13 protein-coding genes are annotated in these 12,562 nt (G+C 73.3%); 10 read left to right on the plus strand and 3 right to left on the minus strand.

Features of this window, described 5'->3' with window-relative positions; genetic code table 11:
• The first annotated feature begins 10 nt into the window (after positions 1-10).
• Positions 11-1,339, plus strand: coding sequence for an enolase C-terminal domain-like protein (locus ACFC51_RS29800; RefSeq protein WP_376367536.1), 1,329 nt, complete (start codon positions 11-13; stop codon positions 1,337-1,339).
• Positions 1,340-1,404: 65 nt separating this feature from the next.
• Here ACFC51_RS29800 and ACFC51_RS29805 read toward each other — a convergent pair whose 3' ends face one another.
• Complete coding sequence (locus ACFC51_RS29805) at positions 1,405-2,283, minus strand: SDR family NAD(P)-dependent oxidoreductase (protein ID WP_376531766.1); 879 nt, start codon at positions 2,281-2,283, stop codon at positions 1,405-1,407.
• A gap of 147 nt (positions 2,284-2,430) precedes the next feature.
• Here ACFC51_RS29805 and ACFC51_RS29810 point away from each other — a divergent pair, with 147 nt between their 5' ends.
• Complete coding sequence (locus tag ACFC51_RS29810; RefSeq protein ID WP_376367540.1) at positions 2,431-3,366, plus strand: LysR family transcriptional regulator; 936 nt, start codon at positions 2,431-2,433, stop codon at positions 3,364-3,366.
• A gap of 139 nt (positions 3,367-3,505) precedes the next feature.
• Here ACFC51_RS29810 and ACFC51_RS29815 read toward each other — a convergent pair whose 3' ends face one another.
• Together ACFC51_RS29815 and ACFC51_RS29820 are read right to left on the minus strand one after the other, a co-directional pair.
• Positions 3,506-4,309 (minus strand): ABC transporter ATP-binding protein, encoded by an 804-nt coding sequence (locus tag ACFC51_RS29815; RefSeq protein ID WP_376367542.1) that lies wholly within the window; start codon positions 4,307-4,309, stop codon positions 3,506-3,508.
• Positions 4,306-4,461, minus strand: coding sequence for a hypothetical protein (locus ACFC51_RS29820; RefSeq protein WP_376367544.1), 156 nt, complete (start codon positions 4,459-4,461; stop codon positions 4,306-4,308). Before ACFC51_RS29820 ends, ACFC51_RS29815 begins: the two co-directional genes overlap by 4 nt.
• A gap of 70 nt (positions 4,462-4,531) precedes the next feature.
• On the opposite strand from ACFC51_RS29820, the gene ACFC51_RS29825 reads away from it, so the two are divergent.
• The 8 genes from ACFC51_RS29825 (at position 4,532) to ACFC51_RS29860 (ending at position 12,531) form a co-directional block, all read left to right on the plus strand.
• Complete coding sequence (locus ACFC51_RS29825; RefSeq protein WP_376531768.1) at positions 4,532-5,221, plus strand: FadR/GntR family transcriptional regulator; 690 nt, start codon at positions 4,532-4,534, stop codon at positions 5,219-5,221.
• Positions 5,222-5,336: 115 nt separating this feature from the next.
• The gene (locus ACFC51_RS29830; protein WP_376531770.1) at positions 5,337-5,693 is read left to right on the plus strand and encodes an NUDIX domain-containing protein; all 357 of its coding nucleotides are present in this window, start codon (positions 5,337-5,339) and stop codon (positions 5,691-5,693) included.
• A 244-nt stretch (positions 5,694-5,937) separates the two neighbouring features.
• Complete coding sequence (locus ACFC51_RS29835) at positions 5,938-8,208, plus strand: heavy metal translocating P-type ATPase (protein WP_376531772.1); 2,271 nt, start codon at positions 5,938-5,940, stop codon at positions 8,206-8,208.
• Positions 8,209-8,287: 79 nt separating this feature from the next.
• On the plus strand, positions 8,288-8,740 hold the full coding sequence (locus ACFC51_RS29840; protein ID WP_376531773.1) for a flavodoxin family protein: 453 nt from the start codon (positions 8,288-8,290) through the stop codon (positions 8,738-8,740).
• Positions 8,741-9,029: 289 nt separating this feature from the next.
• A complete protein-coding gene (locus tag ACFC51_RS29845; protein WP_376367553.1) occupies positions 9,030-9,677 on the plus strand; it encodes a TetR family transcriptional regulator in 648 nt (215 codons plus the stop codon).
• 76 nt (positions 9,678-9,753) lie between these two features.
• Positions 9,754-10,941 carry an NAD(P)/FAD-dependent oxidoreductase gene (locus ACFC51_RS29850; RefSeq protein ID WP_376367555.1) on the plus strand — a complete coding sequence of 396 codons (1,188 nt, stop codon included), beginning with the start codon at positions 9,754-9,756 and terminating at the stop codon, positions 10,939-10,941.
• A 47-nt stretch (positions 10,942-10,988) separates the two neighbouring features.
• Positions 10,989-12,212 carry a cytochrome P450 gene (locus ACFC51_RS29855; protein ID WP_376531775.1) on the plus strand — a complete coding sequence of 408 codons (1,224 nt, stop codon included), beginning with the start codon at positions 10,989-10,991 and terminating at the stop codon, positions 12,210-12,212.
• Positions 12,213-12,339: 127 nt separating this feature from the next.
• Positions 12,340-12,531, plus strand: a complete 192-nt coding sequence (locus ACFC51_RS29860; protein ID WP_376367559.1) for a ferredoxin — start codon at positions 12,340-12,342, stop codon at positions 12,529-12,531.
• Positions 12,532-12,562: the final 31 nt, after the last annotated feature.

The raw sequence follows: 12,562 nt of genomic DNA on the forward strand, positions 1-12,562 counted from the left end.
TCCGACCCGCATGAACCAGCCGACCGTCACCCACTTCGCCGTCTATCCCGTCGCGGGACGCGACTGCATGGAGCTGAACCTCTCCGGCGCCCACGGCCCCTTCTTCACCCGCAACATCGTCGTCCTCAAGGACTCCGAGGGCCGTACGGGACTGGGGGAGGTGCCCGGGGGCGAGAACATCACCCGGACCCTGCGGGACTGCGAGTCGCTGGTCGTCGGCGCGAAGCTGGGCGACCACAAGCGCGTCCTGCGTGAGATCGGCAGCCGGTTCGCGGACCGGGACGCGGGCGGACGCGGCGCCCAGACCTTCGACCTGCGGACCACCGTGCACGCCGTCACCGCTGTCGAGTCGGCGCTGCTCGACCTGCTCGGCCGGCACCTCGACGTCCCGGTCGCGGCCTTGCTGGGCGACGGTCAGCAACGCGACTCCGTACGGGTCCTGGGCTACCTCTTCTACGTCGGCGACCCCGACCGCACCGGCCTCGACTACGTCCGTGAGCCCGCGTCCCGCACCGACTGGTACCGCATCCGGCACGAGGAGGCCCTCACCCCCGGGGCGATCGTCCGCCAGGCCGAAGCCGCCTTCGACCTCTACGGCTTCCGGGACTTCAAGCTCAAGGGCGGCGTCCTCGCGGGCGCCGAGGAGGTCGAGGCCGTACGCGCCCTCAAGGACCGCTTCCCCGACGCCCGCATCACCCTGGACCCCAACGGCGCGTGGTCGCTGCGCGAGGCCGTCGAACTGTGCTCCCCTCTCGTGGGCACCCTCGCCTACGCCGAGGACCCGTGCGGGGCGGAGGACGGCTACTCGGGGCGCGAGGTCCTCGCCGAGTTCCGCCGGGCGACGGGCCTCCCGGTCGCGACCAACATGATCGCGACCGACTGGCGGCAGCTGACCCACGCCCTGGCGCTCCAGTCGGTGTCCATCCCGCTGGCCGACCCGCACTTCTGGACGATGCAGGGCTCGGTGCGGGTGGCCCAGCTGTGCAACGCGATGGGGCTGACCTGGGGCTGTCACTCCAACAACCACTTCGACATCTCCCTGGCCATGATCACGCACTGCGGTGCCGCGGCCCCGGGCGACTACAACGCCCTGGACACGCACTGGATCTGGCAGGAGGGCTTGGAGCGGCTGACCGTCGACCCGCCCCGGATCGCCGGCGGTGAGATCGCCGTCCCGGACGCCCCCGGCCTGGGCGTCGAGCTCGACATGGACCGCCTGCAGGCCGCCCACGAGCTCTATCTGAAGGAGGCACTGGGCGCACGGGACGACGCCGCCGCCATGCAGCACCTCGTCCCCGGCTGGACGTTCGACGCCAAGCGGCCCTGCCTGGTGCGGTAGTGCCGCCAGGGGCCGGAGCGGCGGCCGTTGAGCCACCGCCCCGGCCCCCCGGCCCCTGCCGGCTGTCAGGACGCGCGGCCCGCCGCCGCCAGGAGCTTCGCCGTCCAGAGGCGTACGGCTTCGGTGAGCTCGGGGGTGACGAACGCCAGGAGCGTGTCGTCGACGGTTCCGGCGGGACCGACGACCAGTCCGGTGCGGCCCTCCAGGGCCGGGTCGGTGGCGGCGGCCAAGGGGCCCTTCGCGGCGTCCGCGACGGGAGCCGAGACGCCCTGCTGGATCTGCTCCCAGTGCGGTCGCAGCGCCGGCGGCAGGATGTCGACGGTCATCTGCGCGGCGTTGTCGGTGGCGGCGGCACCGGGATCGGCGGCGAGGACGGCGACACCCCGGGGCTCCAGACGCTCCGCGAGCTCCAGGGAGTAGGCGAGGTGGGCCAGCTTGGCCCGTCCGGTGACGGCCAGGCCGTAGTGCGGGCCCGGCGGTTCGGCCTCGTCGAACACGGTCTGCGCCGCGGCGATCGCGCTCGACGTGACGTTCACGACGCGGCTCGGGGCCGCGGCGGCGAGCGCGTCGACGAGCGCCTCGGTGAGGACGTACGGGGAGAGGTGGTTCAGGGCGATGCTCGCCTCGACGCCCTCCGCGGTCTCCCACCGGCCGGTCCACATACCGCCGACGTTGTTCACCAGCAGGTCCAGGCCGCCTTCGCCGGCCAGCCGCTCCCCGAGCCGCCGGGTCGCGGCGAGGGACGACAGATCCGCGGGGACGAAGCGCCCCGCGGGGCGTCCCGCGGCCTCGTCGACGCGCGCCACCGCGGCCGCACCCCGCCCCTCGTCACGTGCGACGAGGGTGATGTCCCACCCCTGACGCGCCAGTCCCAGGGCCGTCTCCAGGCCGATCCCCCCGGTGCCTGCCGTCACCACTGCCCTCTTCGAGGCGTGCTCGGTCATGCTGTGCTCCCCATGCGATGCGTCGTCCGGGGGCGGGCCGCCCTCCGTCCGTGCCTCCAGCAGACAACCCCGGCTCCGGTCATGGAAGTTCCGATCCGGCATGGCCCGATGCCGCGACGGCATGGCGTCAGGTGGGAGGATGTCCGCATGGGTGATGTGGAGATCCGACAGGTCCACTACTTCGTCGCTGTGGCAGAGGAAGGCAATTTCACCCGTGCCGCAGAACGGCTGACGATGACTCAGCCCGCCCTCTCACGGGCGATCCTGGCCCTGGAGAAGACCGTCGGGGCCACCCTGTTCCTGCGCACCCCGAAGGGCGTCACCCTGACCGCCGCCGGGAGCGCGATGCTCGACGAGGGCAGGTCGCTGCTGGCGCAGGCGGGGAACGTGACCTCGCGCGTGCGCCGGGCCGCGGAGCAGCGGACGTCGGTGACGGTGAGCGGTCCGGGCTGCGACGCGGTCCTGCTGGACGGGATGGTCCGGTCGTACAACGAGGCCGACCCGGCGCATCCGGCCCGGACGGCCGTCGGCACCATCGACGACCAGCTCGACCGGCTTCGGTCGGGACGGGCCGACATCGCGCTGTGGCGCGGCCCGCTGGGCGATCAGGGACTGGGCGGCGTGGTGCTGCGCCGCGAAGGCGTGTGCGTGCTGGTGGGGGCCAGGCATCCGCTGGCGGGCAGGGACACGCTGCGGATCGCCGACCTCGCCGGTGAACCCCTGATCGGCTGGCGGGGCGCGGGTCCCCAGGTCGGCGACCCCGGCCTGTGGCCGGACGGGCTGCCCGGCACGCCGGGGCCCCAGGCCGGCGACGGCCTGCAGATGCTCGCAATCGTCCGGCTCGGACAGGCGGTCGCGCTCGCGGCCCAGCCGTCCGAGGGCACCGGCGCGCCCGAGGGGACCGTCAGCATCCGGCTGGAGGACGGCCCGGCCGTGCCTCTGCGGCTGGTCTGGCCGAAGGAGCGGACGACGCCGGACATCCGGCGCTTCGTCCGGCACACCGTCAGGTCGTTCCGGACGCCGCTGCCGCGCGGAACGCGACCCCACGGCGACCGGGCCCGCCCCGCGGCGTCGCACAGCTGATCCGGGCCCTCCCGGGAGCGGTGGAGCGGGACGAGGCCCGGCGGCGACGCCCTCTGCCGCGGGGACCCATGGCAGGAGCCGACGCCGCCGACGTCCTCAGGGGGACAGGCCCCCTGCCGAAGCGGGGAGCCGGTCCCGGTCAGCGACGGGCCGGGCGGTTCGCCCGTACGCTCCACCTGCCCTCGAAGCGGCTGAGGCGGACCGGGTGGTCGAAGCACTTGCTGACCTGATCGCTCGTCAGCACCTCGTCGACGGGGCCCGAGGCCAGGCACCGCCCGTCACGCAGCAGCATCGCGTGCGTCGTGCCGGGAGGGAGTTCCTCCAAGTGGTGGGTGACCAGCACCGACGCGAGTCCGGGTGAGCTCTGCTGGAGGGAGTCGAGCCTTTCGATCAGCTGCTCCCGCCCGGCGACGTCCAGACCCGTCGCCGGTTCGTCCAGGAGCAGCAGCCGCGGCCGCGGCATCAGCGCCCGCGCGATCAGGGCGCGCCCCCGTTCCCCCTGGGACAGGGTCGGCCACCGGGCCTCGCGCCTCCCGGAGAGGCCGAGCAGCCCGATGAGCTCCTCGGCCAGTGCGGTCTGCTCCGGTGCGGGCCTCCAGCGGGGGAGGGGCTCGATGCTGTTCGTCAGGCCCGTCAGGACGACGTCGCGCACCCTGAGCGGTGAGCGCAGCGCGTGCCGCGGATCGACGTGGCCGACGTACGTGCGCAACTGGCGCAGGTCGACCCGCCCCAGCTCGTGTCCCAGGACCTCGACCCTCCCCCGGGTGGGGTGGGTGAGGGCGCCCAGGAGGCCGAGCAGAGTGCTCTTGCCGGCGCCGTTGGCACCGAGCAGCGCCCAGTGCTCGCCGGCCCGCACCGTCAGCGACACCTCGTTGAGGATCGTGTTCCCGTCGCGGACGAGGTCGACGTCGCTCACGCGGAGCACCGGTCGGGTGTCCGTCATCGGGTCTGCGCTCCCGCCCGGTCGACGGCGGCCATGACCGTGTGGACGGATGCGGTGAGGGCCGAGGTGTCCCGGTCGGCGCCCAGGACGGCGACACCGTCCACCCGGCACTCGGCCAAGGCGGCGGCCGGGCGGAGCTCGTTCAGCGGCATGCCGGGTACAGTAGCCTCGAAGCAACTCCTCAGACAACCTGAGGGGTGCGGCCCCGGAGAGAGACACCACATGCCGCTGGGACCCCTGAGGCCCTCGCCCCTCGTCGAGCAGGCCACCGAACACCTGCGTGGACAGATCACCGGTGGTGCCTGGCCGGTGGGGACGAAACTCCCCGGCGAGACGACCCTGGCCGCCTCCCTGGGGGTGGGGAGGTCGACGGTCCGTGAGGCCCTGCGCGCACTCGCCGGGGCCGGACTCGTGCAGGCCCGGCAGGGGGCCGGCGTCTTCGTCGTCGCGGCCGAGCCCCAGGAGGACTGGGCCGCGAAACTGCGCCGCGCCGCCGTCACCGACGTGTACGAGGTCCGCATCGGCATCGAGGTCGAGGCCGCCCGGCTGGCCGCGCGGCGCCGTACGGACGGCGACGTCACCTCCCTCACCGCGGCCCTGGCCGGACGGCGCGCCGCGGCGAGCGCCGACGACGCCGCGTTCGTCGATGCCGACATCGCCCTGCACGCCGCCGTGGTCGAGGCGGCCCACAACCCCGTGCTCTCGGCGCTGTTCACCGAATTCGTCCCCGCGCTGCGGCAGGGGCTGATCGACATGCTGGAACTGCTCGCCCTGCGCTCCGACGACCCGAACCACGGGGACAACAGCCATGCACGGCTGGTGGACGCGGTCGTCCGGGGGGACGGCGACGCGGCGGGCCGTACGCTGCGCGAGGAACTGGAGGAGACGCTGGCCCGGCTCGTCCGGCCGTAGGGGGCCGGTCGGTGGCCGGGGGAGGAGCGGGAACGAACCCACCGAGGATCCGCGTCGCCGCGTACGTGTCAGGCTGCGAACCGTCGCGGAGCTCCTGGTGTTCCACCATGCCGACGTGCCGGAAGCCGGAACGCAGGTTCCCGCGGGGGGAGGCGGGCCGGGCGAGGAGCCGGCATCGGCCGTCCTGCGGGAGGTAGCGGAGGAGGCGGGCCTGGCGACCGCCACCGTGACCGTCCGGATCGCCGTGGACGGCAGACCTCACCCGCACTCCCGGCAGCCGCGCCTCACCACCTTCTTCCTGCTCCAGGCGCCGGCGGACACCCCGGGCGCGTGGCAGCACCGGGTGCGCGGCACGGGCGAGGACGACGCCCTCGTCTTCGAGTGCCGCTTCCCTCCCCTTCCGCCGCACCGGCCCCTGGCCGACGGTCAGGACGCCTGGCCGGGTCGGTGTGCGGCCCGTCTCGCGCGGTGACGTCAGGCACCTGAGGCCGGGGCGGCGCCCGTGGCCCTCCCGGTCCGAACCGGTGGGCGGCCGCGCAGGGGGAGCCTTCTCGTCGCCCCCGCGTGCAGGGCCCCACATGATCGACACATACCCCATGGGGGTATGTGTAATTCTCCCGCGAACGCTTGCGAAGGATACGGTGGGGGGGTATACCTGGAGGTCATGCAGATACCCATGAGGGGTATACTGTTTCCGTTCGGACGAGGAGCGCGAAATGACTCCCACGACACCCCGCGCCGCCCGGGTCGAGCTGGCCATCGGCGGCATGACCTGCGCCTCCTGCGCGGCGCGGATCGAGAAGAAGCTCAACCGCATGGACGGGGTCGAGGCCACCGTCAACTACGCCACGGAGAAGGCCAGGATCGTCTTCGCCGACGACGTCTCGATCGACGACCTGGTCGCCACGGTCGAGGCGACCGGCTACACCGCCCGGCCTCCGGCGCCGCCCCTCCCCGAGCCCGGCGACGCCACGGCTCCGGGGCGCGAGACCGGGGGCGAGGGCCCGGACCGAGAGCTGGAGTCCCTGCGGCAGAGGCTCGTCACCGCGATTCTGCTCTCCGTTCCGGTCATCGCGATGGCGATGATCCCGGCCTTCCAGTTCACGTACTGGCAGTGGCTCTCCCTCACCCTCGCCGCACCCGTGGTCACCTACGCGGCGTGGCCCTTCCACCGTGCCGCCTGGACCAACGCCAGGCACGGCACGGCCACCATGGACACCTTGATCTCGCTCGGCACGTCGGCCGCGTTCCTGTGGTCGGTGTGGGCGCTGTTCCTCGGGACGGCCGGGATGCCGGGCATGACGCATCCCTTCGCCTTCACGATCGGCCGCAGCGACGGGGCGGGGAACATCTATCTGGAGGCCGCGGCCGGGGTCACGGCCTTCATCCTGGCCGGCCGGTACTTCGAGGCCCGCTCGAAGCGGAAGGCGGGAGCCGCCCTCAAGGCCCTCATGGAGCTCGGCGCCAAGGAGGTCACCGTGCTGCGCGAGGGCCGTGAGACCACCCTTCCCACGGCCGCCCTCCAGGTCGGGGACCGCTTCCTCGTCCGCCCCGGCGAGAAGATCGCCACGGACGGGACGGTGGTCGAGGGTTCCTCCGCCGTGGACGCCTCCATGCTCACCGGCGAGTCGGTGCCCGTCGAGGTGTCCGCGGGCGACCCCGTCACCGGTGCGACGCTCAACGCCGGCGGGCGCCTGGTCGTCGAGGCCACCAGGGTCGGAGCCGACACCCAGCTGGCCAGGACGGCCGCCCTCGTGGAGGAGGCGCAGAACGGCAAGGCGGCGGCCCAGCGCCTGGCCGACCGGATTTCCGCGGTGTTCGTCCCGGTCGTCATCGCGCTGGCGCTCGCCACCCTCGGCTCCTGGCTCGGCTCGGGCGCCGGACTCACCGCGGCCTTCACCGCCGCCGTCGCCGTACTGATCATCGCCTGCCCCTGTGCCCTCGGTCTGGCCACGCCCACCGCGCTCCTGGTCGGCACCGGACGCGGCGCCCAGCTCGGCATCCTGATCAAGGGACCCGAGGTCCTGGAGAACACCCGCCGGGTCGACACGGTTCTCCTCGACAAGACGGGCACCGTCACCACGGGCCGTATGACGCTGCTGAGGGTCCACACCACCGGGTCGGCGGACGAGACCCGAGTGCTGCGCCTCGCGGGTGCGCTGGAGCACGTGTCCGAGCACCCGATCGCCCGGGCGGTCGCCGAGGGCGCGGCAGCACGCGTGGGCGTGCTGCCCGCTCCCGAGGACTTCGCGAGCATCCCCGGCCTCGGCGTCCAGGGCGTGGTGGAGGGGCACGCGGTCCTGGTGGGCCGCGAGAAGCTGCTGGCCGAACGGTCCGTCGTGCTTCCGGAGGGGCTCAGGAACGCCAAGGACCTCGCCGAGCGGAGCGGGAGGACCGTGATCGCCGTGGCCTGGGACGGCGAGGCGCGTGCGGTCATCGAGGTCGCCGACGCCGTCAAGGCGACGAGTGCCGAGGCGGTCCGCCGGCTACGGGCGCTGGGGCTCCGGCCCATCCTGCTGACCGGTGACAACAGGGCGGTCGCCGAGTCCGTCGCGGCCGAGGTCGGCATCGACGAGGTCATCGCCGAGGTCCTGCCACAGGACAAGGCCGAGGTCGTCAGGAAGCTCCAGGCGGAAGGGTGCAGCGTCGCCATGGTCGGCGACGGGGTCAACGACGCCGCCGCGCTCGCCCAGGCGGACCTCGGCCTGTCCCTGGGGACGGGCACGGACGCCGCCATCGAGGCGGGCGACCTGACCCTCGTACGCGGGGACCTGCGGGCGGCCGCCGACGCGATCCGGCTCTCCCGCAGGACGCTGGGCACGATCCGCTCGAATCTCTTCTGGGCCTTCGCCTACAACGTGGCGGCCCTCCCGCTCGCCGCGGCCGGTCTGCTGAACCCGATGATCGCCGGAGCGGCCATGGCCCTCTCGTCGGTCTTCGTCGTCGGCAACAGCCTCCGCCTGCGCGGATTCCGCGCGGCTGACTGAGGCTCTCAGGACTCGAGCCCGGGGCGACACGGCGCCCGGGGTTTGCGTCCGACGGGCCGGAGCGGCAGGGTTCGGGGGTGTGGCCACCCTGCTGATCGTGCATCACACCCCCTCGCCCAACTGCCAGGCGCTGTTCGAAGCGGTCGTATCCGGCGCGACGACGGAGGACATCGAGGGCGTACGCGTCGTACGGCGTGCCGCGCTCGCCGCCACGGCGTCCGACGTGCTCGCCGCCGACGGCTACCTGCTCGGCACCCCGGCGAACCTCGGCTACATGTCCGGCGCCCTGAAGCACTTCTTCGACCAGGTGTACTACCCGTGCCTGGACGCGACGAAGGGCAGGCCCTTCGGCTACTACGTCCACGGAGGCAACGACGTGACCGGGGCCGTACGCGGCATCGAGGCGATCACCACGGGGCTCGGCTGGCGCCGCGCGGCCGACGCGGTGACCGTCACGGGTGAGCCGGGGAAGGCCGAGACCGAGGCGTGCTGGGAGCTGGGGGCCACCGTCGCCGCCGGACTGATGGACTGAGGCCCCCTGCGGGCAGGGCGCCCGCCCGGGCGGGTTCGCGCCAATTCCGCGTGCCCGAGGTCCCGGTCCGCGCGGGGCGCGGACGCGCCGGAGGGAGCGGCGCACGTCCCCGCGGCCATCACCGTCCGCGGGCCGATCGAGGCAGGTGACGGGGTGTCGTGGACGGCCCGGGACCTTCCCGCGGCGGGTGTGTGACGATCTCGGCCATCCTTAAGTCAGTTGCTTGACCGGCGGGACGGCACCGGATTGCCTGGACGCCCCGAGACGCCCCCGACCGAGGAGACGGCAGATGGAGCGTACGGCGCGGACCGGGCAGGCCGGCGGGACCAGGGAGCGGATCCTCAATGCCGCGGAGCGGCTCTTCGCCGAGCACGGCGTCTACGCGGTGTCCAACCGCAGGGTCAGCGAGGCCGCGCGCCAGGGCAACAACGCTGCCGTCGGCTACCACTTCGGCACCAAGGCGGACCTGGTGCGTGCGATCACACGGAAGCACTGCCGGCCGATCGAGGAGGCCCGTGCCCGCCTCCTGGCCGGCATCGAGGACCCCGCGGACATAGGGGAGTGGGTGGCCTGCCTCGTCCGCCCCACCACGGAACACCTCGACGCACTGGGCAGCCCGACCTGGTTCGCCCGGTTCTGCGCCCAGGTCGTGACGGACCCCGCACTGCGGGACATCATGGCCGAGGAGTCCCTGGCCTGCCCCCCGACGCTGCGGGCCCTCGAAGGGCTGAACCGGTGCCTGCCGGATCTGCCGGCCGACGTCCACGTCGAGCGTGCCGACATGGCGCGCAACCTGATCCTCCACACCTGCGCGGACCGTGAACGCGCCCTCGCAGGAAACACCGCCACACCCCGCACGAACTGGCACGACACCGCCACCGGGCTCGTCGACGCCCTCGTCGGGCTCTGGACCGCGCCGGTCACCCGCTGCCGCTGACGGCCGCCCGTCTCCGCCTCCCCACCTGCCCACCAGCGGTTCCACGCGGGCCGCCCGTGCCGAGAACAGAGGTCCCATGACCCCCTCCCACGTGCTCGTGGCCGGTGCCTCCGCCGCCGGGCTGGCCACCGCGGAGGCTCTGCGCCGCAAGGGCTACACGGGCAGGCTGACGCTGCTCGGCGGTGAGCTCCACCCGCCCTACGACCGTCCTCCCCTGTCCAAACAGGTACTGGCAGGCACCCGGTCCCCCGACACGGTCCGGCTCCGCACCACCGACGTGCTGGCCGCTCTGGACGCCGAGCTCGTCCTCGGTGATCCGGCGGCCGGACTCGACCCGCGGACCCGCACGGTGCGCACCGCGTCGGGCCGCGAACTGAGCGCCGACGCCGTCGTCGTGGCGACCGGGCTCCGGCCGAGGACCCTGCCCGGCGGGCAGGACACCGCCGGTGTCCACGTGCTGAGGACCCTCGACGACGCGCTGGCGCTCCGGTCGGACCTGCTCGTGTCACGGCGGGCCGTGGTGGTCGGGGAGGGGGTGCTCGGCTCCGAGATCGCCGCCACCGCGCGCTCCATGGGCCTGGACGTGACCCTCGCAGGCCCCCGCCCGGCGCCCATGCTGGCCCAGCTGGGCCCCCTGGCCGCAGGGCTGCTCGCCGCGTTGCACACGGAGAACGGCGTACGGCTCAGACTGGGAGAGGCGGTCGCCGGGCTCGAAACCGCCCGGGGCCGGGTGACCGGAGTGCGCCTGGACACCGGCGAGGTCCTCCCCGCCGATGTCGTGGTGGTCGCCATCGGCGCCGAACCCGCCACCGGATGGCTGGCGGGCAGCGGGCTGCGGATCGACGACGGCCTGGTCTGCGACTCCCGTTGCCGGGCGGCGGAGGGGATCTACGCCGTCGGGGACGTGGCGGCCTGGCACCACGAACTCCTCGGCACCACGCTGCGCCTGGAGAACCGTACGAACGCCACCGAGCAGGCCCTCGTCGTCGCGGAGAACATCCTGGGCGCCGACCGGCCGTACGTCCCCGTGCCCTATTTCTGGACCGACCAGTTCGATGCCCGCATCCAGGCCCACGGCCGGCCCGGGCCGGATGCCGAGGCCACCGTCGTGGAGGGCGACACCGCGGGCGGCCGGTTCGTCCTGCGCTACGCGCGCGAGGGCAGGGTCACCGGCGTCCTCGGCTGGAACATGCCCCGGCAGGCCCGTCTGCGCCGCCCGGAGATCGGCGGCCCCGTCCCGTCCCCCGAACCGTCCGCGCCGTGACCACGGCCGACGGCTCGTCAGCCCCCGCACGACGAAGTGAGGAAGCGATGACCAGCACGGTACGTCCGGAAGAGGCGCACGCACCGACGGCCCCGGAATTCCCGATGACCCGGGCGGCGGCGTGCCCGTTCGACCCGCCACCGGCCCTGAAGACCGAGCAGGAACAGGGACCGCTCCGCAAGGTCCGTCTGTGGGACGGGACCACGCCCTGGCTGGTGACCCGTTACACCGACCAGCGCACCCTCCTCGCCGACCCGAGGATCAGCGCCGACGTCACCCGGTCCGGCTATCCCAGTCCGGCGCCGTTGAGGGGGACGAGCTTCAGCTTCATCCTGATGGACGACCCGGAACACGCACGCCAGCGGCGCATGGTGACGGCCCCCTTCACGATCAGGCGGGTGGAGGCGCTCCGGCCGGCCGTCCAGAAGATCGTGGACGGGCTGATCGACGAGATGCTGTCCGGCCCGGCACGGACCGACCTCGTCCAGTCCTTCGCCCTGCCGGTCCCCTCGCTGGTGATCTGCGAACTGCTCGGAGTGCCCTACGCCGACCACGACTTCTTCCAGCTGAACAGCAGGATCCTCATCAGCCGCACCGCGGCGGCCGAGGACCGTGCCGCGGCCCACGGCAACCTGATCGGGTATCTGGACGAGCTGATGGCCGACAAGATCGCCCGTCCTGCGGACGACCTCCTGTCGGGACTCGGTACGCGCGTCGAGGCGGGAGAGCTGTCCCGCCGTGAGGCGGCCGAGATGGGCGTGCTCCTGCTGCTCGCCGGGCACGAGACCACCGCGAACATGATCGCCCTGGGCACCCTCGCCCTCCTCGAACACCCCGCCCAGCTCGCCCTGCTGCGTGACACCGAGGACCCGAAGGTGGTCACCGGCGCGGTGGAGGAGCTGCTGCGCTACCTCAACATCACCCACGGGGGCCGTCGCCGTGTCGCCCTGGAGGACATCGAGATCGCCGGTGAGGTCATCCGGGCGGGGGAGGGGATCATCGTGCCGAACGACATCGGCAACCGTGACCCCGAGGTCTTCACCGACCCCGACCGGCTCGACCTCCGGCGCGACGCGCGCCGCCACGTCGCCTTCGGGTTCGGCGTGCACCAGTGCCTCGGCCAGCCGCTGGCACGCATGGAGCTGCAGGTGGTCTACAGCACCCTCTACCGCCGCATCCCGACCCTGCGCCTGGACACCGCCCTGGACCAGTTGTCGTTCAAGCACGACGGAGCCGTCTACGGGGTCCACGAGCTGCCGGTGGCCTGGTGACTCCTCGCACCCCACCACGGTCCCCGCGCCGACCGTCTCCTCACCGGCTGTCTCCTCAATGGCTGTCCCCGCGCCGACTCTCTCCTCAGACCGTCCCCTCACCGGCACCGACGACGAAGGAGTGCTCATGAAAGTGACCCTCGACCAGGACAAGTGCGTGGCATCCGGGCAGTGCGTGGTCGCCGCCGCCGACGTGTTCGACCAGGACGACGACGGCATCGCGGTGCTGCTCGACGCCTCGCCGCGGCCGGAACGGGCCGACGACGTCCAGCAGGCCGCGGCGGTCTGCCCGGCCCTCGCCATCACGGTCCAGGACTGACGGCAAGGAGCCCGGGGCGGCGGCCGCGGGC

This window comes from Streptomyces sp. NPDC055962 (assembly GCF_042270185.1).
Lineage (GTDB): Bacteria > Actinomycetota > Actinomycetes > Streptomycetales > Streptomycetaceae > Streptomyces.